This is a genomic window from Ancylobacter sp. WKF20 (assembly GCF_029760895.1).
Taxonomy (GTDB): domain Bacteria; phylum Pseudomonadota; class Alphaproteobacteria; order Rhizobiales; family Xanthobacteraceae; genus Ancylobacter.
On the sequence record NZ_CP121679.1, the window covers coordinates 1,689,342 to 1,715,673 of the forward strand.

Sequence of the window (26,332 nt, forward strand, 5' to 3'; positions counted from 1 at the left end):
CGGCGGGTTTTTCGTTTGTGTCAGGTGATGACGCTCGGCGCCGTGCGGCCGGTGCGGCCGGGAATGTCCGGCAGGGAGCGGGCGATCTCGATCAGGTCCGCCAGCACCTCCTGCGTGTCGATGCCGTGCCGGCCGGCATCCGGCTCGAAGCGCTCGATATAAACGCGCAGCGTCGCCCCGGCGGTGCCGGTGCCCGACAGGCGATAGACGATGCGCGAGCCGTCGGTGAAGAAGATCCGCACGCCCTGGCGCGTCGTCACCGAGCCATCGACCGGGTCGTGATAGGCGAAGTCGTCCGCCTTCTCGACGGTAAGGCCGTTGATGACCGTGCCCGGCAGTCCGTCGAGACGGCGGCGCAGCTCGCCGACCAGCCCGTCAGCGGCGGCCGCATCGACCTCTTCATAATCGTGCCGGGTGTAGAAGTTGCGCCCATATTCCGCCCAGTGCGCGCTGACGATGTCGGCAAGGCTCTGCCGGCGCACGGCCAGAATGTTGAGCCACATCAGCACGGCCCACAGCCCGTCCTTCTCGCGCACATGGTTGGAGCCGGTGCCGAAGCTTTCCTCGCCGCAGACCGTGGCAAGGCCGGCATCGAGCAGGTTGCCGAAGAACTTCCAGCCCGTGGGCGTCTCGTAGCAGGTGATGCCGAGCTTGGCCGCCACCCGGTCCGCCGCGCCGCTGGTCGGCATGGAGCGGGCGATGCCCTTGATGCCATCCTTGTAGCCGGGCGCCAGATGCGCGTTGGCGGCGATGAGGGCCAGCGAATCGGAGGGGGTGAGGTAGAGCCCCCGGCCGATGATCATGTTGCGGTCGCCATCGCCATCGGACGCCGCGCCGAGATCCGGCGCATGATCCGACATCAGCAGGTCGTAGAGATCCTTGGCGTGGACCAGGTTCGGGTCGGGGTGATGCCCGCCGAAATCCGGCAGCGGCTCGCCATGCACCACCGTGCCCGGCGCCGCGCCCAGCGTCTCCTCGAGGATCGCCGTGGCATAGGGGCCGGTCACCGCGCTCATCGCGTCGAAGCGCATGGTGAAGCCGGTAGCGAACAGGTCGCGGATCGCGTCGAAATCGAACAGCGTCCCCATCAGCTCGGCATAGTCCTCCACGGGGTCGACGACATCGACCACCATGTCCTCGACGCGGGTGAGGCCGAGCGTGTCCAGATCGACATCCGGTGCGTCGCTGATGCGGTATTCGCTGATGGTCTTGGAGCGCTCGAAGATCGCGTCGGTCACCGGTTCGGGGGCCGGGCCGCCATTGCCGATATTGTACTTGATGCCGAAATCGCCGTGCGGGCCGCCCATATTGTGGCTGGCCGAGAGGATGATGCCGCCAAACGCCTCATGCTTGCGGATGACGCAGGAGGCGGCGGGGGTGGAGAGGATGCCGCCCTTGCCGACCAGCACCCGCCCGAAGCCGGCCGCCGCCGCCATCTTGATGACGATCTGGATCGCCTCGCGGTTATAGAAGCGCCCGTCGCCGCCGATCACCAGCGTCTCGCCCTCGAATTCCGCCAGGCTGTCGAACAGCGCCTGAACGAAATTCTCCACATAATGCGGCTGCTGGAAGACCTGCACCTTCTTGCGCAGGCCCGAAGTGCCGGGCTTCTGGCCCTCGAAGGGCGTGGTGGCGACGGTGCGGATCATGTTTCCCCCTCTGAATTCTTGGTCGTCATCCCGGAGGGCCGCAGGCCGATCCGGGATCGCGCATGGCGCGGCGAGCGATCCCGGCGCGCCGGCCAGACCGGCGTCCGGGATGACGGTTGAGACTATCGGCCCGTCAGATGGGCGAGCAGCCCGGCAGCGGAGGCCGAGAGGTCGGGCGAGGCCTGCCCGCTCTCCACCGCCGGCAGCAGCGTGCTGGCGAGTTCCTTGCCGAGCTCGACGCCCCACTGGTCGAAGCTGTTGATGTTCCAGATCGCCCCTTCCACGAACACGCGGTGCTCATAGAGCGCGATGAGGCGCCCGAGCGTGTAGGGATCGAGCCGCTCATAGGCGATGGTGACGGAGGGCCGGTTGCCGGGGAAGACGCGGTGCGGGGCGATCTTGCTGGCGGTGGCCTCGTCGCGGCCGGCGGCGAGCAGCTGCGCCTTCGCCTCCTCCAGCGTGCGCCCGCGCATAAGCGCCTCGGACTGGGCGAGGCAGTTGGCGATGAGCATGGCGTGCTGGCGCTTCAGGCCGGGCAGCGCGTCCTCGCCATGGCCCTTGGCGGCGATGAGGAACTCGACCGGGATCGGGCTGGTGCCCTGGTGGATGAGCTGGAAGAAGGCGTGCTGGCCATTGGTGCCCGGCTCGCCCCACACCACCGGGCCGGTGTCATGGGCGACCTCGGTGCCGTCAAGCGTCACGCGCTTGCCGTTGCTCTCCATGTCGAGCTGCTGGAGATAGGCCGGCAGGCGGGCAAGGTGCTGGTCATAGGGAATGACCGCGCGGGTGGCGTAGCCGCACACGTCGCGGTGCCAGATGCCGACGAGGCCGAGCAGCACCGGCAGGTTCTGCGCCAGCGGCGCGGTGCGGAAATGCTCGTCCATGGCATGGCCGCCATCGAGGAAGCGGCCGAAATTCTCCGGGCCGATGGCAATCATCACCGGCAAGCCGATGGCCGACCACACCGAATAGCGCCCGCCGACCCAGTCCCAGAAGCCGAACACCCGGTCGGGCGCGATGCCGAAGGCCGCCACCTTGTCGAGCGCGGTGGAGACCGCCGCGAAATGGTGCCCCACCGCCGCCTCGCCGAGCGCCTCGACCACCCAGCGCCGGGCGCTGGCGGCATTCGCCATCGTCTCCTGCGTGGTGAAGGTCTTGGAGGCGACGATCACCAGCGTGGTGGCCGGATCAAGCGGCTTGATGGTGTCGAAGAGATGCGCGCCATCGACATTGGAGACGTAATGCGCGCGCGGGCCGTCGTGATAGGGCGCGAGCGCCTGCGTCGCCATCACCGGCCCGAGATCCGAACCGCCAATGCCGATATTGATGATGTCGGTGATCGCCTTGCCGGTCGCGCCGGTGAGCGTGCCCGAGCGGATGCCCTCGGCGAAGGCGCCCATATCGGCCAGAACCTTGGCGACATCGCCGCGCACATCCTGCCCATCCACATGGAACGGCGTCGCGCTGCGGTTGCGCAGCGCCGTGTGCAGAACGGCGCGGTCCTCGGTGAGGTTGATATGCACGCCCGCGAACATCGCCGCGCGCTTCTCCTCGACGCCCGCCGCGCGGGCGAGGTCGATCAGCAGAGCGAGCGTGTCGGCCGACAGCGAGCATTTGGAAAAGTCGAGCAGCACGTCCTCGAAGGTGGCCGAGAAGCGCGCGAAGCGCTCGCCATCCTGGGCGAACAGCGCCGCGACCTTCTGCGACGCCCGCGCCGCGCGGTCGGCGGACAGGGCCTTGAAGACGGGATCGGTCGCGGTGCTCATACGTCTCTCCGAACTCATGAACCGGAGCCCAGCTTACTAGTCGCTGCGCCCCATGCTTTTCTTAACTGCCTCGATAAGCTGCTTCAGAGTGAACGGTTTCGGCAGGAAGCCGAAATCCGCACCCTCCGGCAGGTTCTTGGCGAAGGCTTCCTCGGCATAGCCCGACATGAATATCACCTTTATGTCGGGATGCGTGCCGCGCAGCTCCCTGAGCAGGGTCGGGCCGTCCATCTCCGGCATCACCACGTCGGAAAGGATGAGGTCAACCTCCCCGCCATGCTCGGCCATCACCTCCAGCGCCTCGACGCCGGAGCCGGCCTCCAGCACCTGATAGCCGCGCGAGGCGAGCGCGCGGGCGGCGAAGGCGCGCACCGCTTCCTCGTCCTCGACCAGCAGCAGCGTGCCGCGTCCGGTGAGATCCTGCGGCTTGGCCGGCGCCTCCACCTCGGCGCGGGCGGGCACATCGACCACTTCGGGGATGTGGCGCGGCAGGAAGACGCGGAACACCGAGCCATGGCCGACCTCGCTCTCCACCTGCAACGTGCCGCCGGTCTGCTTGACGATGCCATAGACGGTGGAAAGGCCGAGGCCCGTGCCCTTGCCCACTTCCTTGGTGGAGAAGAACGGCTCGAAGATCTTGTCGATGATGGCGGGCGGAATGCCGGTGCCAGTGTCGGTCACTTCCACCAGCACATGGTCGGCGCGCGGCAGGCCGGCCTCGGCGTAGAACTCCGCCTGCTCGGCCGGCACATTCACCGTGCGGATGGTCAGCGTGCCGCCCTCGGGCATGGCGTCGCGCGCATTCACCGCGAGATTGACGATGACCTGCTCGAACTGGTTGAGGTCCGCCTTCACCGGCCAGAGGTCGCGGCCCTCCTTCACTTCCAGCTTGACCATCTCGCCCAGCAGGCGACGCAGCAGCATGGAGAGGTCGCTCATCACGTCGCCGAGCTTCAGCACCTGCGGGCGCAGCGTCTGGCGGCGCGAGAAGGCCAGCAACTGCCGCACGAGACCGGCGGCACGGTTGGCGTTCTGCTTGATCTGCATCACGTCCTGGAAGGACGGATCGGTCGGCCGGCTATTGGCCAGCAGGAGGTCCGAATAGCCGATGATGGCAGTCAGCACATTGTTGAAGTCGTGCGCCACGCCGCCGGCGAGCTGGCCGACCGCCTGCATCTTCTGCGACTGGGCGAACTGCGCTTCCAGCGTGCGCTGCTCGGTCGTGTCGATGGCGTAGACGATGGCCGCCTCGCCGCCCGCCGCCTCGTCCTCGACCGGGGCGACATAGAAGCGGACCGAGCGCCCGCCATCGCGCTCGGCGCCGATGTCGAGCGGGCTCGGCGGGGTGTGGCCGTTCACCGCCGCCTCGATGACGCCGGCAAACGCGCCGCGCGAGGCCTCGCCGATCACCTCGACCAGCGGGCGCCCGCGCGCCGCCTCGCGTCCGCCGAACAGCCGGGCGAACATGGCATTGGCGCGGGCGATGCGGCCCTCGCGATCCACCGTCGCGATGGCGATGGGCGAATTGTGGAAGAAGCGGGCGAAACGCACCTCGGCAGCGCGGGCGGGATCGCCGGCATTGTCCTCGCGCGAGCGGTTGACCACGAGGGTGCGCGAGGCACCGGGCGTGCCGTCGGAGGAAAAGGCGACGCGGTGCCAGATGCGCACCGGCAGGGTCTGCCCGTTCTTGCGCTTGAGATCGAGGTCGAGCACCTCGGTGCGCACCCCGCCGGGCACGGGCGCGATATTGGTCAGCAGCGCCGCCGCCGGGCCGGGCACGAGATCGACGACGGAAAGACCGCCGGGGCCGAATTCGGCGAGATCATAGCCCAGCCAGTCGACCAGCGTGGCGTTGATGTAGTGGATCGCCCCGCCCGCCGCCGAGAAGAAGCCGGCCGGGGCGTGATCGAGATAGTCGATGGCGTGCTGGAGTTCGAGAAAGGCAGTTTCCTGCCGCTCGCGCTCGCGGGTGAGGTCGCTCACCGTCCACACCGCGAAACGCCCGCCACGCTGGCGCGCCGCCGCCGGGCGGGCACCGAGCCGCAGCCAGCGCACCGGCTGGCCAGGGGTGGCGACGCGCACTTCCTCACTCGCCGCGCGCCCCTCGCGCACGCCCTGCGCGAGGCGGTACACCGCCTCGGAGGCGTCGGGATCGCTGGTGAACAGCCGCTCGACGGGGCGCGCCTCGTCCGGGCTCGGCGCGCCGATGATTTCGCAATAGCGTGGATTGGCGTAGAGCACGCGGCCGAGCGCATCGACCACGCTGATGCCCTCGGTCGCGCTGTCGACCACGCGCCGGGCCAGCTCATCATGCGGGTCCGGCAGGCCAAAGCGCAGCAGCCCCGCCGCATAGGCGAACAGCGCGAACACGCCGACCACGGCAAGGACGGTCAAGAGCCCGATGATCCACGGATCGGCGCGCTCCCGGCCGAGCAGAAGCAGCGACACGACGGCGCCGACAAGAGCCAGCGCGACCACCAGCACCAGCCGGATGCTGCCGCCGATTTCGGGGCGGGCGAGAGTGCGATCGTCGGGTCCGCTATCCGCCATGTCCAAGCCAAAAGGCTCCCGCGCGACGCGGCGGGGAGCGATTCATCAGGTCTTCTTGGTGCCTGACCCGCCGACGCGGGGCAAGGGCGATTCGCCCCTATGCCCGTTTTCGCAGGGGAGGCCGGGTGCCCGCGCCGCGTCCCCTGCCGCCGGGGCGCGGGGCGCGCAGGGCGGCTTGCGGCCCCTCCCGGTGGCCCTCCCGATGGCCCTCCCCTTGCCGAGCACGGGCTTCCGCGACACAAAGAGCGCGAACCGGCGTGGCAGAGAGCGGCCATCCGGCGTTTTGAGGAGAGCCGAACCGATGGGCGACACGCTGAATTCCCTGAGCGGGCTGGGCATCTGGCTGGCCTTTGGCGGCCTCGCCGTCATGGCCGTGCTGGCGCTCATCGTCGGCCGGCGCGGCAAGCGCCGGGGCGCCCATGGCGTCGCCGCCGGCCATCGCCTCGCCGTGCTCGACCAGGTGCCGATCGACCAGACCCGCCGGTTGGTACTGATCCAGCGCGATGAGGTGCAGCACCTCGTGATCCTCGGCGGCGGCAGCGATTTCCTCGTCGAGAGCGGTATCCGCTCCGGCGAGCCGACGCTGGCGACCGGACACACCCATCACCATCACGGCGAGCCGCATCACCGCCCGGTCTTCCTCGACGAGCCGCACCGCGCCCCGCCCGAACCCGCCGCCGCGCCGGTGGCGGCCCGCACGCCGGAGCCGGAGCCCCGCCCCGAGCCTCGCCCTGTCGAGCGTCCCGCCGCCGAGCGTCCTGTCGAGCGCCCCGCGCCTGTGGCGGCGCGCGAGCCGCTGATCCGCCCCGCCGCCCCGCGCCGTCCCGTCACCAATGTGAAGCCGGCCGAACCCGCCGCCCCCGAGCCGCGCCTCGACATGGAACTGGAGCCGGCCTCCCCGCCCCCGCCGCGCGCCGTGATGGACACGCCCCGTCCGCGACCGCCGGTGCGGCCCGAGGCCAAGGCCGAGCCGCGCCTTGATCCGGCGGAAAAGTCGGAAGGCGGGCGTGTCGCGGTGAAGCTCGACCCGTTCTTCGCCGGCATGGTCGATCAGCTCGAGGAAACGCTCCGCCGTCCCAACCTCGCCGGCGAGGGCGCGCGCACCGCGACCGTGACCGCGACCACCGTGACCGTCACCGCGGCTCCTGTCGCGACGCCCGCCACCCGGCCCGCCCCGGAGGCGCCGATCCTCGATGTCGCGCCGCTCATTGCGGTGAAGGATGAGCCCACCGCCGCCGCCGCGCCGGAAATCCTGCCGCCGCTCACCGCGAGCGACGAGGTACCCACGGAAAAGGCACCGCCCATCGTCGTCCCCACCGCGCAGGACCGTCCGGCCGCGCCGGGGGATGATGCGTTCGAGATCGAGATGGCGAACCTGCTGGGACGCAAGCGCCCCTGAGCGCGGCGCCTCCCTCCCTGCCAACAAAAAGGGCGGCCCGGATGATCGGGCCGCCCTTTTCAGATCAGTATCGCGTGCCGCGCCTCAATCGTCGCGGTAGACGCGCTCGCGGCGCTCATGGCGCTCCTGCGCCTCGATGGAGAGCGTCGCGATCGGCCGGGCTTCGAGGCGCTTGAGCGAGATGGGCTCGCCCGTTTCCTCGCAATAGCCGTAGGAGCCGTCGTCGATCCGCTCCAGCGCCGAGTCGATCTTGGCGATCAGCTTGCGCTGGCGATCACGCGCCCGAAGTTCGATCGCGCGGTCGGTTTCCGAAGAGGCCCGGTCGGCAATGTCCGGGTGATTCTGGTTTTCGTCCTGAAGGTGCTGAAGCGTCTCACGCGCCTCGCGCAGGATATCATCCTTCCAGGCGAGCAGCTTCTGGCGGAAATATTCCCGCTGCCGCTCATTCATGAAAGGCTCGTCCTCGCGGGGGCGATATTCCTGGTCGATCTCCACCGACATCGGCCTTCGTCCTCGTGTTCGGGGGTCACCCCTTCGGGCGCCGCTTATAGACCGCCGGATCGCCCGGTACAACAGTTCTCGTCGTCACGCATACGACATGAAACCCCGGCGTTTTCAGCGCCTTGCGCGCTGTTGCCGGACGACCCGCGCCTTAAGAGGCAAGTGCCGGGCCAAGCTGGAAAGCCCTGTTATCCCCGCAAAACAAAACGCCCCGGCACCATGAGGTACCGGGGCGCTGGTTCAGCACCGGGAATGCTCGTCCCGGCTCAATCGAAGCCGAGGAAGAAGGTGTAGGACAGCGAGACGCCGGCCTGGAACTGGTTGCGGTCGCCATTCTGCACGACCAGCGGACTGTCGGCGGCGTCATCGGCGAGATACTTGTACTCGGCGAACACCGAGCCGAGGATCGCCGGCGTGAAGCGCTTGAGGATCTGGCCGCCGAAGCCGACCGAGTACAGGCCACCGCCCGCCTCATACGTCCCCAGATTGTTGCCCAGCGCGATGGCCGACGCCGATTCTTCCGGCGTGATGCCGTAATAAGCGTCGATATAGCCCGAGCTCGCCAGCGTCATGCGCGGACCGGCGGAGATCGCCATGCCGCCCCAGAAATCGGTGAAGTAGATCGCGTCGATGGCGAAGTCGGCCACCGCGCCCTCGAAGCCGCCGAAGCCGTAGCGCAGGTCGGCGCGCAGACGCAGCCAGTCGACCGGGTACCACTGGGCGTAACCGCCAATCTCATAGGCGTAGTCGACATCGTCGAGACCGCGCAGATCGTCCGAATCGCCCGCGTCGCGCTTCCAGTCAACCTTGCCGGTGATACCCGCCTCGACCGTGCCGGTGTCGTAGAGCGCGATGCTCGGATTGTCGTTGAAGCTGCGCCAGCGGCTCAGCTTGTCGGCGCGCGAGATGCTGATGATCGGGCGGAAGGCCGCCTCATAGTCATCCGAGCCCATATAGTCGGGCTGGGCCATCACATAGCCGCCGACGGTGATGGTCCATTCGCGATCCACCGCCGCGGGCGCGGACACGTTGGCCGACGCGGTCGACGGCGCCCCCACGGACATATCGGCGGCAGACGCCATCGTGGCGAGCCCCACTGAGGACGCCAGAACCACGAGACCCGTCGCAACGATCGAACGCATTGACCACACCCTGCTGAAAAACCGTCACAATACATACACGAGGAAGCGGCGCCTGTGGTTGCCGAAAAGTCACGTAAGATGCCGCCGACGACGTGACGGTCATAATCGTGCACGACAGCCTTAACAGGAGCTTGCCTGACTTGCTCCGCCCTGCCCCGCCGGGCCGCTCGGGCAACGCCGCGGGTTGAGGCACCCGGACGCAGCGTCGCGCGGGCAATGCCGTCATTCGGCCCCTATATGTAAGGTATCGAGCCGCTGTCTCATCAGCCGGAGGACCGCGATGCCGCGCCTGTTTCTGCTTCGTCACGCCAAATCCGCCTGGCCGGAGGGCGTTGCCGATCGTGAACGCCCCCTGGCCCCGCGCGGTGAGCGTGGCGCGGCGGCGATCGGTGCCTATATGGCGGAGAACAACCTTCTTCCCGCCCGCGCGCTGGTCTCCCCCGCGCGGCGCACGCTGGAGACCTGGGACATCGCCACCCGCACCTGGCCCGCCCACACCCCGCCGGCTTTCGAGGCCGGCATCTATGAGGCCTCGGCCGACCGGCTGCTGGAGATCATCCGCGCGCAGGACGGCCACTCGCCGCTGATGCTGGTCGGGCACAATCCCGGCATGGAGGAACTGGCCGCTCGCCTGCTCACCCGCGCCCACCGGGTAAAGGTGCTGCCGAAATACCCGACCGGCGCGCTCGCCGTGATCGACGTGCCCGGCGCCGACTGGGCGCATATCGCCACCGGCGAGGGCACGCTGGAGCGATTCGTCACCCCGCGCGCGCTGGGCGTGGCGAAAGACTGAGAGAGCCGAGAACAAGGAACCGCTTTGCCCTCCTGGTATGAAGAGCTGATCGACGAGGCCCGCCTCACCGCCCTGACCCTGCTGGACCGGGCGGAGGATCTGGCAAACCCGACGCTGCGCCTCGGCATTACCGGCCTGTCGCGCTCGGGCAAGACCGTGTTCACCACCGCGCTCATCCATGCGCTGGCGCGCGGCGGGCGATTGCCGGTGTTCCAGGCCATGCATGAGGGCCGCATCGCCGCGGCACGCCTTGAGCCGCAGCCGGACGACGCGGTGCCGCGCTTCAACTATGAGGGCCATCTCGCCACGCTGGTGGATGAGCGGCGCTGGCCGGACTCCACGCGCCGCATCAGCGAATTGCGCCTCGCCATCGACTACGCGCCAACGCGCGGCGGGCGGCGCTCGCTCACCCTCGACATTGTCGATTATCCCGGCGAATGGCTGCTCGACCTGCCGCTGCTCGATCAGGACTTCGCCGCCTTCGCCGCCAACAGCCTGAACCTTGCCCGCGCCCCGGCCCGGCGGCATCTCGCCGGCCTTTTTCTCGGCCGGCTGGACAGCCTCGACCCGGACGCCCCGGCCGACGAGGCGCATGCGCGCGAACTCGCCGCGCTGTTTACCGATTATCTCGCCGCCTGCCGCGCCGAGACCGTCTCCATGAGCCTGCTGCCGCCCGGCCGCTTCCTCATGCCCGGCGATCTCGAAGGCTCGCCGGCGCTTACCTTCGCCCCGCTCGACCTCTCACCCGGTCAGGAGGCGAAGCCCGGCTCGCTGCACGCCATGATGCGCCGGCGCTACGAGGCCTATAAGGACAATGTGGTCCGCCCCTTCTTCCGCGACCATTTCGCCCGGCTCGACCGCCAGATCGTGCTGATCGACGTGCTCAGCGCGCTCAATGCCGGGCCGGCGGCGCTGGCTGATTTGGAGGCCGCGCTCGACGGCATTCTCGCGGCCTTCCGCGTCGGGCGGAATTCCTGGCTCTCGGCGCTGTTCCGCCACCGCATCGGCAAGGTGCTGTTCGCCGCCACGAAGGCCGACCATCTCCACCACACCAGCCATGACCCGCTCGAAGCCATCCTGCGCCGCCTCGTCGAGCGCGCACTGGGGCGGGCGTCGAGCGCCGGGGCGGAGATCGACGTGGTGGCGCTCGCCGCCGTCCGCGCCACGCGCGAGGCGATGGTGAAGCGCGGCCGGGCGCATCTGCCGGCCATTGTCGGCGTGCCCGAGGCGGGCCAGCACGGTGCGGACGAGTTTGACGGGCTGGCCGAGGCCGCCGTCTTCCCCGGCGACCTGCCGGAAAACCCCTCCGCGCTGTTCGACCCCACGCTCGGCTTCAAGGGGCTGGCCGATGCGCAGGGCGGGGATTTCCGCTTCCTGCGCTTCCGCCCGCCGCTGGTGACACGCAATGGCGATGGCGAGGCGCTGCCCATGCCCCATATACGCCTCGACCGTGCCCTCGAATTCCTGCTCGGCGACCGGCTGAAATGACCATGACCGACCGTTCCCCCCGCCGCCCGCAGGCCTTCCGGCTCGACGATCCCGATGTCGTCTTCGCCGAGGTGGGCCGCCCCGCCCCGCGCGGCTCCATCGTGGTGACCCCGACCCCGGCGGCGCTGGAGCCGGCCGAGGATGTGCCGCTGCCCGTGCCCCCGCCCAAGGCCTCGCGCTGGGCGACGCTGTTCTGGTCGGGCCTTGGCGGCCTTGTCAGCCTCGGCGTCGGCCTCGCCGTCTCGAAGCTCATCGAGGATCTGTTCGCCCGCGCCGACTGGCTCGGCTATGTCGGCCTCGCCTTCGCCGCCGCCCTCGCCGTGGGCGCGCTCGCCATCCTCGCCCGCGAGATCTTCGGACTGATGCGGCTGAAGACGCTGAACCATCTGCGCGAGCGCGCCGCCGAGGCGCTGGCGAAGGACGACCGGCGCGTCGCCGAGACGGTGACGCAGGAACTGCTCGCCGTCACCCGCGCCTCGCCCCGGCTCTACCGGGCCCGCACCGAGCTCACCTCGCATCTCGGCGCGATCATTGACGGGGCGGACCTTGTGCGCCTCACCGAGCGCCATCTCATGGGCCCGCTGGACGCGGAGGCGACGCGCCTTGTCTCCGCCGCCGCCAAGCGCGTCTCCGTGGTCACGGCGGTGTCGCCGCGCGCGGCGGTCGATCTCATCTTCGTGCTGGTCACCGCCATCGGTCTCGTGCGGCGCCTTGCCCTGCTCTATGGCGGGCGGCCGGGCACGCTGGGGATGATCCGGCTGTTCCGTCAGGTTATCGCCCATCTCGCCGTCACCGGCGGCATGGCGGCGGGGGATTCGCTGATCCAGCAGGTGGTCGGCCACGGCCTAGCTGCCAAGCTGTCCGCCCGGCTCGGCGAGGGCGTGGTGAACGGGCTGCTCACGGCGCGGCTGGGTCTCGCCGCCATCGAGGTGACGCGGCCTTTGCCCTTTGCGGCGCTGCCCGCGCCGGCGCTGAAGGATGTCGCCTCCGGGCTCATCACCCGCGAGGCACCGCCCGACAAAGCCGGCGATCAGCCCTGATGTTCGGGCGTGCGCAGGACGAGCCCGTCCAGCGCGTCGGAGATCTTGATCTGGCAGGAGAGGCGCGAGGTCGGCTTCACGTCGGAGGCGAAGTCCAGCATGTCCTCTTCCATCGGGCCCGGCTCGCCGGTCTTCCCCGCCCAGGCCTCGTCGACATAGACGTGGCAGGTTGCGCAGGCGCAGGCGCCGCCGCATTCGGCATCAATGCCGGGGACACCGTTGCGGATCGCCGCTTCCATCACAGTTGAGCCGGATTGTGCCTCCACGGTGCGTTCGGTTCCCGCGGAGTCGATGAAGGTGATCTTGGCCATGGCGATGGGCTTCGACGCTCTTGAAGAATTAAAAGGAAGACGCCCTATCTAGCTCCCATGGCCGCCGATTGCCAGAGCCGGAGGCCCCTACCCCGCGCCTCTCCGGGTCCCAGATTCGGACCAAGCAACCATCCCCGCCACAGTCATGAATCAGGCGTTAGCGGACATGGTGAACAGCCCGTTAACGATAACCTCAATCGCTGCATTAACCCCAGTTCCATTTTTATTGTGCAAGAGCGTAGGATAAAGGTGCGGTGGATTGCCGTTTCTCTCGTCAAGCCCCGGTAGTTGCCGGGACGGGCGGAGCGGCAGTCTCTCGCTAACCCCGGGCCGACGGCGAAAGCCGGTCGGAGTAGCGTACGGACCGGAGGCAGGCGCCGATGTCGACGAATACGAAGAAGGTTTATCAGGATCCCGCGGAGGCCGCGCTGTCGGCCATCGAGGAGGCTCTGAACCTCGACCTTGTGACCGATGACGCGGATGCCACCTCGCCGGCGACGGACGAGACCGAGCGCGCACGGCAGGCAAGGGACGAGAACTTCAGCCCGACCGGCGTCGACCTGCCCCCCGCCCGCGAGCCGCAGGGCCCGCGCATCGAGGAGCGCACCAGCGCCTTCGACCCGGCCGGCGACGACGCCTTCCGCGACCCGCTCTTCGACGAGCCCTCCTTCCTCAGCGCCAGCGATCTCGACGCCGACACCACGGCCGGCGAGACCTATCCCGATGACGCCTTCGAGCTGCCGCTGACCGACCCGGCGGACGCCGAGCCGTCCTTCGCGCCCCATATCGAGCCCCGCTTCGATTTCGGCCTGGAATCGGCCGAGCCGGCCGCCCGTGACGAGGTTCCCGACGCGCCGGCCCTCGCCGCGACGGAAGCCCTTGCGCCCGCCCTTGCCGCCGGCGCTGTCGCCGGAGCGGCGGCTGCCGCCGTCGCCGCGCCCGCCACCGCCGAGCCGCGCCGCGCCAACCGTGCGGCCCCGCAGGGTCCGCGCGCCGCCAATGACGACCGCCAGACCATCGGCCAGCTGCTCTCCGCGCTGCAGCGCCGCCCGCCGCCGACGCCCTATTACCTCGCCACCGGCGCCTCCGCCCTGTGGCTCGGTCTTGGCGGCCTGATCTCCTACGCGCAGTTCAGCCAGCCCGGCGCCGATCTGTTCTCCTCCACCGCCCTGCTGACGACGCTGGCCGGCCTCGTCGTGCCGCCGGTGTTCTTCGCCGTGCTCGCCGCCATGGTGAGCCGGATGCAGGAAATGCGCATCGTCGCCCATTCCATGGCGCAGGTGGCGATCCGCATCGCCGAGCCCGACCGCTCGGGCACCGATGCCGTGGTCAATGTCAGCCAGGTGGTGCGCCGCGAAGTCGCCGCGATGGATGACGGCGTGGAGCGCACCATCGCCCGCGCCAGCGAGCTGGAAGCGCTGGTGCGCAGCGAGATTTCCTCGCTCGAGCACGCCTATGAGGAAAACGAGGTGCGCATGCGCCACCTCATCGAGCGCCTCCAGGCCGAGCGCGAGCTCATCCTCACCCATGCCGACCATCTGCGTGAGACGATTTCCGGCGCGCAGTTCTCCTTCACCCATGAGGTGGACGGGGTCAGCGAGCGCATCAACGCCACCATCAACGAGGCGGCGGATCGCGTCACCGGCACGCTCTCCGACAAGGGCGAGCACATCACCCTGGCGCTGGGCCGCGTCGGCGACACCATCATTGACGCGCTGTCCGAGAAGGGCGGCGACCTGATCGACCGCCTGCAGGCCACCGGCTCCGACGTCAACACCAACCTGTCGGAAGCCAGCGAGCATCTCATCTCGACGCTCACCTCGCAGACCGACGAGATCACCACCCGCCTGTCCGGCGTCACCGCCAACCTCACGGACACGCTGGCGAGCCGCACCGACGAGATCGGCGCGCGCCTGCTGACCACGGCGACCGAGCTGTCCAACGTCGTCACCACCCGCACGACGGAGATGGGCGAGAAGCTCACCGCCACCACCCACACGCTGACCGAGACGCTGGCCGCCCGTTCGGATGAGATCACCGAGGCGCTGGTCGGCACCGGCACGCGCCTCGCCGACGAGATCGCCATCCGCGCCAGCGAGGTCAATCACACGCTGAAGTCCACCGGCGAGGCCCTCGTGCTCGACATGTCCGTGCGCGGCGGCGAGGTGGTGCGCAAGCTGGAAGAGACCGGCAACCGCGTCGCCGAGACCATCACCGTGCGCGGCGACGACCTCGCCGACCGCATCGCCGACACCGGCAACCGCATCTACGACACCATCGCCGTGCGCGGCTCCGAGCTGGAGCGCCTGCTCGGCGAGACCGGCCAGCGCGTGGTGCGCGAGATTTCCGACGCCGGCGCCAACGCCCATGACACGCTGGCGGATGCCGCCACGCGCCTGTCCTCCGACATCACCTATCGCGGCACGGCGGTCAGCGAGCAGATCACGCTCGCCGGCGACGAGGTGGCCCAGGCCATCGCCCAGCGTGGCAACCGCGCCACCGACCAGTTCCGCGAGACGGCGGACGAGCTGACCTCCGCCCTCGGCAACCGCGCCGAAGCGGTGCGCGAGATGCTGAACTCCCGCCTGCAGATGCTGGAGGAGACCATCTCGGTGCGCGGCAACGAGCTCGCCGCGCGCATCGCCACCGACACCTCGCTGCTCGGCCGGCAGATCACCGACGGCCTGCGCGACTTCGACACCGTGCTCCAGACCAATGGCTCGGACGTCGTCCAGCGCATCACCGAGCGGGTCGACGCCATCACCCGCGCGATGGACGCCAACCTCGCCGGCTTCGACGACCAGATCACCGCCAAGACCGAGCAGGTCGCGTCCTCGCTCGATCTGCGCATCGCCAATATCGAAGGTGTGCTCGACCGCGGCGTGGAAGGCCTCAACGAGACGCTGGCCGGCCGCACGCAGGAATTCGCCCAGACCATGACCGAGGGCGCGCGCCTTGCCACCGAGGCGATGGACAAGTCGCTCGGCGTGCTCGACGGCTTCTTCACCCAGCACGCGCAGGAAGTCACCGCCGGCATCAGCGACCGCATGGATCAGGCCGCCCGTACCCTGACCGACGGCGCGATGAAGGCGAACGACGCGATGACGCGCTCGCTCGACGTGCTCAGCAACTTCTTCGACGACCGCGCCGGCGCGGTCACCGAGCAGCTCAGCGACCGTATCGAGCAGGCCGACCGCACGCTGGCCGCCCGCGCGCAGGAAATCGCCGAGACGCTCGACCAGCGGGTCAACCGCTTCGAGGAAACCGTCATCGGCCGCATCGACAATGTCGCCACCTCCGTCGAGGTGCGCGGCGCCGCCATGGCGGACCTGCTCGGCCAGCGCATCGGCGCCGTTGCCGGCCAGCTGCGCAACGAGGCGGGCGAGATCGAAAGCAGCCTCACCAGCCTGGTCGACAATGTCAGCCGCACGCTGGTCGACCGCGCCGGCGAGGTCACCGCGCTGTTCGACTCCCGCACCGAGGAAATCGCCCGCATCGTCGAGGAGCGCGGCAACGGCCTGCTCGCGGCGCTGGAAGACCGCAGCCTCGGCATCACCAGCGAGATCTCCCGCGCCAGCGGCGAGCTGCTGGCCGCCATTGACGACCATCGCGACAATCTGGTGCGCGCGCTCGACAACACCCGCTCCGGCGCGGTGGACGACATCGCCCGCGCCAGCGAGGAACTGCTGCACGTTCTGGAAACCCGCTCCGACGCCATCGTCTCCGCCTTCGAGCAGGCGACCGGCGGGCGCGCCGAGCAGCTCATGCAGATGAGCGACGAGGTGCTGAACACGGTCGAGCAGCGCACTGCCGGCCTCTTGGACGCCTTCCAGCGCTCCAGCCAGACCACCGCGACCGAAATGGCCCGCATCGGCGACGACCTGCTCGCCAATCTCGGCAACCAGAGCGGCGACGTCGTCTCCGCGCTCCAGCAGCTCTCCAGCCAGGTGACGAGCGAGATCGCCCGCGCCGGCGACGGCCTGCTCACCGAATTCGATGGCCGCGGCTCGCACCTCGTCGACACCGTCAAGCATGTCAGCGGCCAGGTGGTGGACGAGATCGCCCGCGCCAGCGACGCCCTGCTCGCCGAATTCGACGGGCGCGGCTCGCAGCTCGTGGAGACCGTGCGCCAGACCAGCGACGTCACCTCTTCCGAGTTCACCCGCCTCACCGAGGAATTCATCCGCACCCTCGACGAGCGCGGCAGCACCCTCGTCGACGCCGCCCGCCAGACGGCGGAATTCGCCAGCACCGAACTGTCCCGCGTTGGCGAAGAATTCGTCCAGACGCTGGACGGGCGCGGCAACAACATCGTCGAAGCCGCCCGCCAGAGCGCCGAGTTCACCTCGGGCGAGCTCTCCCGCCTCACCGAGGAATTCGTCTCCACGCTGGACGGGCGCGGCAGCAGCATCGTCGATGCCGCCCGCCAGAGCGCGGAATTCGCCACCGGCGAACTCTCCCGCGTCACCGAGGAACTGGTCACCGCGCTCGACGGGCGCGGCGCCACCATCGTCGACGCGGCCCGCCAGACGGCGGACTTCACCACCGGCGAGCTCTCCCGCCTCACCGAGGAATTCGTCGGTGCGCTCGAAGGGCGCGGCGCCGGCCTCATCGAGGCGATCTCCGAGAGCGGCCGTGCCGCCGTCGCCGAAATCGGCGCCACCAACCAGGCGCTTCAGGGCGATGTCGCCGGGCTGCTGGAGCGGCTTGGCGAGGTCAATGTCCAGTTGCAGGACGTGCTGGCCGGCTCGGCCAGCAACCTCGCCGCCATCGAGGGCGCGATCAGCGAGCGCCTCTCGGCCTTCCAGAGCACGGTCTACAGCGTCGAGGAAGCCAGCCGCGGCGCCTCCACCCGCATGGACGAGCAGATCCGCGAACTGCGCGAGGTTTCCGGCAGCGTGCTGCAGGATGTCACCGCGCTCAGCGAGAACTTCAGCCAGCAGGCCGGCATCATCACCAGCGTCGCCACCGCTCTCGGCGCCGCGCATGAAAATCTCGACGAGACGCTCGGCGGTCGCCACCAGGCGCTGCTCGATGTCGCCGAGAAGGTCGGCGGACGCACGGCGGAGCTGGACGAGCGCCTCAGCGCTTATGCCCGCTCGATCGAGCAGACCTTCAGCAAGGCGGAGCAGCGCGTCGCTGAGCTGTCCAAGGAGATCCTCGAGACCGCCAGCCAGTCGACCAGCACCATCGTCGCCCAGCAGGAAGACATCCGCAGCGCGACCGAGGCCGAGCGCGAGCGCACCCTCGCCTCGCTGCGCGAGACCTACCGTCTCGCCGTCGAGGAAGTGAACACGCTGATGGGCGAGGCCAGCCGCGGCTTCAACGGCACCGCCGAGGAGCTGCGCGACTCGGTCGCCGCCATCAAGACCATGCTGGAGACCACCCGCGAGGAGATGCGGCGCGGCATCCTCGAACTCCCCGAGGAGACCGAGGCCAACGCCTCGGCCATGCGCCGCACCATCGCCGAGCAGATCAAGGCGCTGGCCGAGCTGAACGATATCGTCTCGCGCCATGGCCGCACGCTGGATGTCGATAATGGCATCCGCGCCCGCGCGCCCCAGCCTTTGCCGCAGGCCCCCGCTCCGGCCCCGGTGGCGGTGGCGCCCGCTCCGGTGATCGAAGCCCCCGCCCCTGTCGTCGTGGCGGCGCCGGTGGCGCCCGCTCCGGTCGCGCAGGCGCCCACGCCGGCTCCGACCCCTGCCCCGGCTCCCGTGGCGGCCCGTCCCGCCCCGGCTCAGCCTGCCCCGGCTCAGCCCGCCGCCCGTCCGGCCCAGCCGGCGCCGCGTCAGGCCCAGCCGGCACCGCGTTATGAGCCGGCCCGCCCGGCTCAGCCTGCCGCGCCGCGCTACGAGCCGCCCCGCCCGGCTGCCGCGCGTCCCGCCCCGGCCGCGCCCGTAGCCCCGCGCCGTCCGGTGACGACGCCGTCTGCCCCGGCCCGTCAGCCCACTGAGGGCCAGCAGGGTGGCTGGCTGTCGGAACTGCTCGCCCGCGCCGACAATGAAGGTCCCTCGCTGGCGCCGTCCGCCCCGCGCGGCCGTGCCCCGGAGGCTCGCCCGGCCCGCGTCGAGCGCGAATCCGAGCGCCCGGTGCACCACGCCATCGAGTCGCTCGACTCGCTCTCCGTCGACATCGCCCGGATGATCGACCATGAGGCGGCGGTCGATCTGTGGGAGCGCTACAAGCGCGGCGAGCGCAACGTGTTCACCCGCCGGCTCTACACCATGCAGGGCCAGCAGACCTTCGAGGAAATCCGCCGTAAGTACCGGCGCGACCTCGAATTCCGCGACACGGTGGACCGCTATATCGGCGAGTTCGAGCGGCTGATCGAGCAGGTCGGGCGCGACGAGCGCGGCCAGCAGCTCACCAAGACCTACCTGACCTCGGACACCGGCAAGGTCTACACCCTGCTCGCCCACGCCGCCGGCCGCTTCGACTAGCGGCCGGTCCGGGGCCCGGACAGTCCAGACGCCATGAACGCAAAAAGGGCCCCGCGAGGGGCCCTTTTTCTTGGGTGCGACAGCCGGATGGGCGGGGGCGTCAGACGCGCCCGCCGGTCCAGGTCACGATGTCCACGAACACCTGATCGGACGCCGCGTCGAGCGCGCTGGTCGCGTCCGGTCCGCTGGTGCCGGCGGCCGGGGCGCGGGCGGTGAACACCTTCGCCGCCACGATGCGCCCGGTACTGGCGCTGACGATGCGCGCGGACACCTCGACCACCGCCTCCGGTCCCTCGCCGAAGGTCTGGAGGCCGAAGGCGCGGATGTCGGTCAGCAGCGTGTAATCGGCATTGATCGCGTCGCCCGGCCGGCCCACGGCGCGGCCACGGCTGGAATTCTCGAAGGACTGGATCAGCCGCGCCTGGAACAGCGCCGGCAGCCGGTCCGCCCACTGCGCCTTGCCGAGATAGGTGATCTGGCCGGGCTGCGGCTCGACGACGATCCGCTCGGTGTCGAGCACCTGCAGCGCGGTCGAGCCGGCCACCACGAGCTGCGCCGAGCCCGCGCGCGGGGCGTTGAAGCCGGCCGGGGCGGTCAGGTCGAAGGTCGGCAGGGCCTTGTCGCCACCGCCGAGCAGCGAGGCGCAGCCGCCGAGCCCGAGGGCGAGCGCGAGAATGGCGGCCGTGCCGGCCAGCCGGTGGCGGCGCTCGGTTCGTGTCACGTCCGTCAACCTCACCTGGCCTTCCCTGTTCTTCTGTGCGTTCACGCGGACCATCGCCTAGCGCCCCGTATAGTTCGGAACGGACTGGCCGCCGAAGATGAACTGGCGCGGGTTGCGCTCAAGATTGCGGAACACCCGCTCGATCTCGGCCAGCGTGCGCCGCCCGTCGACCGCCAGCGCCTCGTATTGGCGCAGGCCCGGACCGGTGAACTTGTTGATGTTCGCGGTCAGCTCGGCGGTGCGCACGTCGAGATTGGCGGCGAGCTTGCGCACTTCCGCCGCGGCGCCGGTGATCTCGGCGAACATGCCCTTGCCCTCTTCCGAGGCGGTCAGGCCGTTCACATTGTCGAGGATCGAATTGATCTTGCTCGACATGCCATCGAGCTGCGCGGTGAAGCGGCTGATGTCGTTCACCATTGCCGTCACCTTCTCCGGCTGGATCGCCGAGACGGTGCGGTCGAGATTGCCGGCGAGCGTGTCGATGCGCTTGGCGGCCGAGCTCACATCGGTGATGAGCTGGTCGATATTGCCGGAATTATTGCCCAGAGCGGTGGTGAACTTGTCGACATTGTCGATGACCGAGGAAATCTTGGTCTCGTTCAGCCGCAGCAGGTCGTCGACCCGGCGGGCGATGTCGTCGACGCGGCCCATCACCTGCCGCGCGCCCTGCATCAGATCCTGCACCGCGCCGGCATCGGCCTGGATGCGCGGCAGCTGGCCGTCCGGCGGGGTGGGCAGCGGCTCGGCGCCGGCATTGCCACCGATCAGCCCGATGGAGGACAGGCCCGTGAGCACCTGCGCGTCGAGCTGGGCGCGGGTGTCGGACTTCACCGGCGTCGTCGGCTGCACGGCCACGGTGGCGACGACCCGGCGCGGGTCCTGCGTGTCGAGCCGGAGGCCGATCACCTCACCGACCGGGATGCCGTTGAAGGTCACCGCCGAGCCGGTCTGAAGGCCGCTGACGGGGCCGTTGAACACCACGTCATAATTGGTGCGCGGCCCACGGCCGGAGGAGCCGCTGAACCACCAGACAAAGGCGAAGGCCGCCGCGATGACGGCGAGGGTGAACAGGCCGATGATGATGTAGTTGGCGCGTGTTTCCATGATGCCTCAGCGCGCCCCCTGCTCGACAAAGCCAGCCGCACGCGCCCGCTTGCCGTGGAAATAAGCGGTAACCCAGGGGTGTTTGGAGGCGAGCATCGTGTCGATCGGTCCCACGGCGATGACCTTGCCATCGGCCAGGGCGGCGATGCGGTCGCAGACGGTGTGAAGGCTGTCGAGATCGTGGGTTACCATGAATACGGTCAGCCCCAAAGTCTGCTGCAGCGTGGCGATGAGTTCGTCGAATTCGCCGGCGCCGATCGGGTCGAGACCCGAGGTCGGCTCGTCGAGAAAGAGGATTTCCGGGTCGAGCGCCAGCGCGCGGGCGAGCGCCACGCGCTTGATCATGCCGCCCGAGAGTTCGGACGGCATCTTGGTCACGACATCCGGCTGCAACCCGACCATTTCCACCTTGGCGATGGTGATCTCGTCCATCAATTGCGGTGACAGGTCGAGATATTCGCGCATCGGGAACTGGATGTTCTGCCGCACGGTGAGCGAGGAGAACAGGGCGCCCTGCTGGAAGAGAACGCCCCAACGCTGTTCCAGTTGCCGGCGCTGTTCATAAGTCAGCGTGTCGAGATCCTGGCCGAACACCTCCACCGTGCCCGAGCGCTTGGGCACGAGGCCGAGAATGGTGCGGGTGAGCACCGACTTGCCGCCGCCCGAGGCGCCGACGAAGCCCATGATCTCGCCCTTCATCACGTCGAGCGACAGGCCCTTGAGGATGGTGCGCTCGCCAAAGCCCACCACCACGTCGCGCACGGAAATGATCGGCTCGCCCGGCTGGATGTCGGGGATCGGCAGGGCGTTGCTGTGGCTGTGCATCATGTCGGAAAGCCCCTCGCCCTCACATGTCGATCGCGGCGAAGAACATGGCGAACAGGCCGTCCATCACGATGACCAGGAAGATCGCCTTCACCACCGAGGCGGTGGTGTGGGCGCCGAGCGATTCGGCGCTGCCCCCGACCCGCATGCCCTCCATGCAGGCGATGAGGCCGACAATGGCGGCCATGAAGGGCGCCTTGATCATGCCCACCTCGAAGGTGTTGAGCGCGATCGCCTCCTGCAGCCGGTGCAGGAAGATGGTCGGCGAGATGTCGCCATAGAGCCAGGCCACCAGCCCGCCGCCGAACAGCGCGCACATATTGCCGATGAAGGTCAGCAGCGGCACGGCGATGATGAGCGCGACGAGGCGCGGCAGCACCAGCACCTCGTTCGGGTCGAAGCCCATGACGCGCAGCGCGTCCACTTCCTCGCGCATCCGCATCGAGCCAAGCTCGGCGGTGAAGGCGCTGCCGGAGCGGCCGGCGACCATGATGGAGACGATGAGCACGCCGAGTTCGCGCAAGGTGAGAATGCCCACCATGTCGACCACATAGGTCGTCGCGCCGAACTTGCGGAAATGGAAGATGCCCTGCTGGGCAATGATGCAGCCGATCAGGAAGGTGATCAGCGCGATGATCGGCACCGCGCGCAGCCCGGTGCGCTCGAGGTGATAGACCATCGAGGTCCAGCGGAAGGTGTGCGGGCGCACCGCCACGCGCAGCAGCGACCCCACCACCGCGCCGATGAAGGAGAGGAAGAACAGCGCGTCCTGGCCGGTCTCCACCACCACCTTGCCGATCAGCTCGACCGAGCCGACCAGCGCATTGGTGTGCGGGCGAACCGGCGGCACCTCATGGCAGCCATTGGTGATTTCCTTGAGCAGCGGATGGAACCGCCGCTCGAGGCCCACGAGCTGGGCGCGCACGCCAGCCGTGTCCAGCGTCCGGATCAGCCGGTCGAGCATGACCGCGCCGACCGTGTCGAGCCGACGCACGCCGGAGAAATCCAGTCGCGCCGTCTCGGCACCGCCCGCGCGCAACTCGTCCAGCGCCGCCTCGACGACGCCTTCCAGCGCGCGACCCTGCGCGGCGACCCATCGGCCATTGCCGACGATCACCAGCTCGCGCCCATGGCGCGCCGTGGCGAGCAGCGGTGCCTCAGCGGCTCCCAAGATCAGCAGCTCCCATTCGGTTTCGACGCCGCCTAGCGGCGGGGTACGGCACGGCGGCGCGCGGCCGGGCCACGCGCAATTTGCGCTTTTGCTTCATAGCCGTGCGGCTCATGCTCTGTCGAGGCGCCTGGGCTTTCCACGGGTATCTTGATGATGCCAAATCGTTCTAGCTTGAAAACTGTGCTTTCCCTGTGACGCAAGGACGTACCACCGGCCCCGCCACACCCCCTCGGAGACCCGCCAACATGGGCGTCGAGTGGGCGTCGAGGGCCGGCGCGCCTCCGTCGCGGCGATGGCCGGTCTCGCCAGAGCCGCGGGCGGGCGCCTAGAGTGGACTGAGCGATTCGTTCCGTCCCCACCGGTTGACGCCCCATGCCCACGCTGTCCCTCGCCGTTGAACGCTTTCCCATCCGTGGCAGCTTCACCATCGCGCGCGGCTCGAAGACCGAGGCCGTCGTGGTCGCGGTGGAGATACGCGACGGGGTGGCGCTTGGACGTGGCGAATGCGTGCCTTATGCGCGCTATGGCGAGAGCGTGGAGGGCGTCACCGAGGCCATTGAAAGCGCCCGCCGCGCCATCGAGGCCGGGGCCGACCGCCATGCGCTGCAGTACATCCTGCCCCCCGGCGCGGCGCGCAACGCGCTCGACTGCGCGCTGTGGGATCTGGAGGCCAAGCGCAGCGGCACGCGCGTGCATGCGATCGCTGGCCTGCCTGCCCCCGGTCCCGTCGTCACCGCCTATACGCTCAGCCTCGGCACGCCGGAGGCGATGGCGGAAGCTGCCGCCGCCAGCGGGCACGCGCTGCTGAAACTCAAGCTCGGCGCGGAGGGCGACGCCGCGCGCCTCGCCGCCATTCGCCGCGCCGTGCCGCGGACGCGCCTCATCGTCGATGCCAATGAGGGATGGAACGCCGGCAACCTCGCGGCCAACCTCGCCGCCTGCGCGGAGGCCGGCGTCGAACTGGTGGAGCAGCCGCTGCCCGCCGCCGACGATGCCCTGCTGTCCTTCATCACCCGCCCCGTCCCGGTCTGCGCCGATGAGAGCGCGCATGGGCGCGACACGCTGCCCGATCTGATCGGCCGCTATGACGCGCTCAATATCAAGCTGGACAAGACCGGCGGGCTGACCGAGGCGCTGGCGCTGGCCCGGGCGGCACAGATGTCGGGGCTGTCGATCATGGTTGGCTGCATGGTCGCGACCTCGCTCTCCATGGCCCCGGCGCTGCTGCTGGCGGGCATGGCGGAGGTCGTCGATCTCGACGGGCCGCTCCTGCTGGCGAAAGACCGCACGCCGGCTCTCGTCTATGAGGGCAGCCGCGTCTTCCCGGCCGATCCCGCGCTCTGGGGCTGAGGTCAGCGCACGCGCAGCAGGCCCGCAATGCCGGCGCCCAGCCCCGCCAGCAGGGCGGACAACAGGAAGGCGTGCCCGCCAAAGGCCTGCCAGAGCGGGCCGGCGGCCAGCGTCGCCAGCGCCATGGCAATGGTCGTCGCCCAGGCGGCGAGCGCCTGCACGGCGGCGCCCCGCCCCTCCGGCGCGTGGCGGGCGACCATTTCCACCGTGCCGAGATAGGTGCAGCCGAAGGTCGCCGCGTGCAGCAGCTGGAGCACCGGCAGCAGCGCATCGGGCGGGTCCATCCCCATCGCGCCGAAGCGCAGCACGCCAGCGAGCCCGCCGATCAGCAGCAGCTTTTCCGGTCCGAGGCGCTGCGTCACCCGCGTACCGACATGGAACAGCGCGACTTCGGCGATGACGCCGATCGACCACATCAGCCCCACCGCGGAATCGCTGAGCCCCGCCGCCCGCCAGTTGATCGAGGCGAAGGCGTAGAGCGTCGCGTGCGAGGCCTGCACCAGCGCCGCCGCGCCGATGGCGAGGCCCAGCGCCAGCGAGATCCGGGGAAAGCCCGCGCGCACTGTCCGTTCCGGCAGCTTCATCTCCTCCAGCGTCAGCGCCGCCAGCGCGGCGACGAGACTGCCGGCGACGATGAGCCAGACGGTCGCGTCCTTTGGCAGATGCGGCAGCAGGAAGCCCCCGGCGAAATTGCCAGCGATGAAGGCGAGCGAGCCCCAGAGCCGCACGCGGCCATAATCGATCAGCCCCTCCGCCCGCCGCGCCACCGCATAGGCGTCGAGCACCGGCAGGCTCGGCTGCCAGAAGGAGGCGGCGATGGCGAGGGCGACCAGCATCAGCCCGGTGCCGGGCGCCAGCGCCACCGCGCAGAAGGCGAGCGCGGTCATCAGCCCATAGACCACCAGCGTCGCGCGCGGGCGCCCGCTGCGGTCCGCCACCAGCCCGCCGAGCGGCATGGTGAAGAGGCGGATGCCGAAGGGCACGGCGAGCGTCAGCGCGATCAGCCCGGCATCGAAGCCCCGCCCCTGCAACCAGATCGGGAAGAAGGGGATGTAGACGCCGATGCCGAAGAACAGCCCGGCATAGGCGACGGGAATGGCGATGCGGGGGGCGAGGACAAGCACGCGCGGGGACTCGGGGGAGAGGCGATGCCGCCTCGATAGCAGCCCGGCCCGACGGTGACGAGGTCTGCCTTACGAGCCCGGCCCGCCCCTCACCCTCTCACTCACCACCAGGCGTGGAAATGATGCACCGGCCCGTGGCCCTCGCCGATGGTGAGATCATCCGCCCGGCCGATGGCGGCGGTGAGATACGCCTTCGCCCCTTCCACCGCCTCGCGCAGCGAATGGCCCTTGGCCAGATGCGCGGTGATGGCGGAGGAGAGCGTGCAGCCCGTGCCATGGGTGTTGCGGGTGGCGACGCGCGGCGCCGCCAGTTCCACGAACCCATCCGCATCGAGCAGCACGTCGACGCTCTCCGGCCCCTCGCCATGGCCGCCCTTGATGAGCACGGCGCGCGGGCCCATCGCCAGCAGCGTCTGCGCCTGCGCCCGCACTTCGCTGAGCAGCGTCGCCACCGGCGCGTCGAGCAGCGCGGCGGCTTCCGGCAGGTTCGGGGTGATCAGCAGCGCGCGCGGCAGCAGCACGCGGCGCAGGCTCTCGATCGCCTCCGGCACCAGCAGCCGGTCGCCCGAGGCGGCGATCATCACCGGATCGAGCACCACCATCTCCTGCCCGTGCCGCTCCAACCCCGCCGCCACCGCCTCGATCACCTCGGGGCGCGACAACATGCCGATCTTCACCGCGTTCACCGCGAGATCGGAGAACACCGCGTCGATCTGCGCGGCAAGAAAATCCGGCGGCACGTCATGAATGGCGGTGACGCCGCGCGTGTTCTGCGCGGTCAGCGCGGTGATGACCGAGGCGCCATAGACGCCGAGCGCGGAAAACGTCTTGAGATCGGCCTGGATTCCCGCGCCGCCGCCGGAATCGGAGCCGGCAATGGTCACGGCGATGGCGGTGGTGGGCGCTGCTGCTGGCGTCATTCTCGCGCTTCCTTTGCCGGGCGACGAAACGCGCCGCG

The 26,332-nt window shown here is 69.6% G+C and carries 18 protein-coding genes; 6 read left to right on the top strand and 12 right to left on the bottom strand.

Annotation, left to right across the window (positions count from 1 at the left end; all coding sequences use genetic code 11):
• Positions 1-20: 20 nt before the first annotated feature.
• The 3 genes from AncyloWKF20_RS07830 to AncyloWKF20_RS07840 all read right to left on the bottom strand — a co-directional run bounded on the left by AncyloWKF20_RS07830 (position 21) and on the right by AncyloWKF20_RS07840 (position 5,965).
• A complete protein-coding gene (locus AncyloWKF20_RS07830; protein ID WP_279317310.1) occupies positions 21-1,649 on the bottom strand; it encodes an alpha-D-glucose phosphate-specific phosphoglucomutase in 1,629 nt (542 codons plus the stop codon).
• A 122-nt stretch (positions 1,650-1,771) separates the two neighbouring features.
• On the bottom strand, positions 1,772-3,415 hold the full coding sequence (gene pgi / locus AncyloWKF20_RS07835) for a glucose-6-phosphate isomerase (protein WP_279317311.1): 1,644 nt from the start codon (positions 3,413-3,415) through the stop codon (positions 1,772-1,774).
• 36 nt (positions 3,416-3,451) lie between these two features.
• Positions 3,452-5,965 carry a response regulator gene (locus tag AncyloWKF20_RS07840; RefSeq protein WP_279317312.1) on the bottom strand — a complete coding sequence of 838 codons (2,514 nt, stop codon included), beginning with the start codon at positions 5,963-5,965 and terminating at the stop codon, positions 3,452-3,454.
• A gap of 301 nt (positions 5,966-6,266) precedes the next feature.
• Here AncyloWKF20_RS07840 and AncyloWKF20_RS07845 point away from each other — a divergent pair, with 301 nt between their 5' ends.
• Positions 6,267-7,364, top strand: coding sequence for a flagellar biosynthetic protein FliO (locus AncyloWKF20_RS07845; RefSeq protein WP_279317313.1), 1,098 nt, complete (start codon positions 6,267-6,269; stop codon positions 7,362-7,364).
• 84 nt (positions 7,365-7,448) lie between these two features.
• Here the strand turns inward: AncyloWKF20_RS07845 and dksA are convergent, their stop codons facing one another.
• Both dksA and AncyloWKF20_RS07855 read right to left on the bottom strand, forming a co-directional pair.
• The gene (gene dksA / locus AncyloWKF20_RS07850; RefSeq protein ID WP_267582009.1) at positions 7,449-7,865 is read right to left on the bottom strand and encodes an RNA polymerase-binding protein DksA; all 417 of its coding nucleotides are present in this window, start codon (positions 7,863-7,865) and stop codon (positions 7,449-7,451) included.
• A 266-nt stretch (positions 7,866-8,131) separates the two neighbouring features.
• Positions 8,132-9,007, bottom strand: coding sequence for a MipA/OmpV family protein (locus AncyloWKF20_RS07855; protein WP_279317314.1), 876 nt, complete (start codon positions 9,005-9,007; stop codon positions 8,132-8,134).
• A gap of 280 nt (positions 9,008-9,287) precedes the next feature.
• Between AncyloWKF20_RS07855 and AncyloWKF20_RS07860 the strand changes: the two genes are divergently transcribed.
• Genes AncyloWKF20_RS07860 through AncyloWKF20_RS07870 form a run of 3 tightly spaced genes read left to right on the top strand, consistent with a single transcriptional unit; the run spans position 9,288 to position 12,328 of the window.
• Positions 9,288-9,800 (top strand): histidine phosphatase family protein, encoded by a 513-nt coding sequence (locus AncyloWKF20_RS07860; RefSeq protein ID WP_279317315.1) that lies wholly within the window; start codon positions 9,288-9,290, stop codon positions 9,798-9,800.
• A gap of 24 nt (positions 9,801-9,824) precedes the next feature.
• Complete coding sequence (locus AncyloWKF20_RS07865; protein WP_279317317.1) at positions 9,825-11,288, top strand: YcjX family protein; 1,464 nt, start codon at positions 9,825-9,827, stop codon at positions 11,286-11,288.
• A 2-nt stretch (positions 11,289-11,290) separates the two neighbouring features.
• Positions 11,291-12,328, top strand: coding sequence for a TIGR01620 family protein (locus AncyloWKF20_RS07870; protein ID WP_279317318.1), 1,038 nt, complete (start codon positions 11,291-11,293; stop codon positions 12,326-12,328).
• Here the strand turns inward: AncyloWKF20_RS07870 and AncyloWKF20_RS07875 are convergent.
• The gene (locus AncyloWKF20_RS07875; protein WP_279317319.1) at positions 12,319-12,639 is read right to left on the bottom strand and encodes a 2Fe-2S iron-sulfur cluster-binding protein; all 321 of its coding nucleotides are present in this window, start codon (positions 12,637-12,639) and stop codon (positions 12,319-12,321) included. The two genes, AncyloWKF20_RS07870 and AncyloWKF20_RS07875, sit on opposite strands and share 10 nt — an antisense overlap.
• A 380-nt stretch (positions 12,640-13,019) precedes the next feature.
• On the opposite strand from AncyloWKF20_RS07875, the gene AncyloWKF20_RS07880 reads away from it, so the two are divergent.
• Positions 13,020-19,079: an apolipoprotein acyltransferase gene (locus tag AncyloWKF20_RS07880; protein WP_279317320.1), complete on the top strand. Its 6,060-nt coding sequence runs from the start codon at positions 13,020-13,022 to the stop codon at positions 19,077-19,079.
• A 100-nt stretch (positions 19,080-19,179) separates the two neighbouring features.
• On the opposite strand, the gene AncyloWKF20_RS07885 is transcribed toward AncyloWKF20_RS07880, so the two are convergent.
• Genes AncyloWKF20_RS07885 through AncyloWKF20_RS07900 form a run of 4 tightly spaced genes read right to left on the bottom strand, consistent with a single transcriptional unit; the run spans position 19,180 to position 22,900 of the window.
• Positions 19,180-19,800 (bottom strand): ABC-type transport auxiliary lipoprotein family protein, encoded by a 621-nt coding sequence (locus tag AncyloWKF20_RS07885; RefSeq protein ID WP_279317321.1) that lies wholly within the window; start codon positions 19,798-19,800, stop codon positions 19,180-19,182.
• A gap of 57 nt (positions 19,801-19,857) precedes the next feature.
• Positions 19,858-20,904, bottom strand: coding sequence for an MlaD family protein (locus AncyloWKF20_RS07890; protein WP_279317322.1), 1,047 nt, complete (start codon positions 20,902-20,904; stop codon positions 19,858-19,860).
• 6 nt (positions 20,905-20,910) lie between these two features.
• The gene (locus AncyloWKF20_RS07895; RefSeq protein ID WP_279317323.1) at positions 20,911-21,732 is read right to left on the bottom strand and encodes an ABC transporter ATP-binding protein; all 822 of its coding nucleotides are present in this window, start codon (positions 21,730-21,732) and stop codon (positions 20,911-20,913) included.
• A 19-nt stretch (positions 21,733-21,751) separates the two neighbouring features.
• Positions 21,752-22,900, bottom strand: coding sequence for an ABC transporter permease (locus AncyloWKF20_RS07900; protein WP_279317324.1), 1,149 nt, complete (start codon positions 22,898-22,900; stop codon positions 21,752-21,754).
• A 372-nt stretch (positions 22,901-23,272) separates the two neighbouring features.
• On the opposite strand from AncyloWKF20_RS07900, the gene dgcA reads away from it, so the two are divergent.
• A complete protein-coding gene (dgcA, locus tag AncyloWKF20_RS07905) occupies positions 23,273-24,250 on the top strand; it encodes an N-acetyl-D-Glu racemase DgcA (protein WP_279317325.1) in 978 nt (325 codons plus the stop codon).
• 2 nt (positions 24,251-24,252) lie between these two features.
• Here the strand turns inward: dgcA and AncyloWKF20_RS07910 are convergent, their stop codons facing one another.
• Both AncyloWKF20_RS07910 and thiD read right to left on the bottom strand, forming a co-directional pair.
• Complete coding sequence (locus tag AncyloWKF20_RS07910; protein WP_279317326.1) at positions 24,253-25,374, bottom strand: MFS transporter; 1,122 nt, start codon at positions 25,372-25,374, stop codon at positions 24,253-24,255.
• Between the two features lie 101 nt (positions 25,375-25,475).
• On the bottom strand, positions 25,476-26,294 hold the full coding sequence (gene thiD / locus AncyloWKF20_RS07915) for a bifunctional hydroxymethylpyrimidine kinase/phosphomethylpyrimidine kinase (RefSeq protein WP_279317327.1): 819 nt from the start codon (positions 26,292-26,294) through the stop codon (positions 25,476-25,478).
• Positions 26,295-26,332 lie beyond the last annotated feature (38 nt).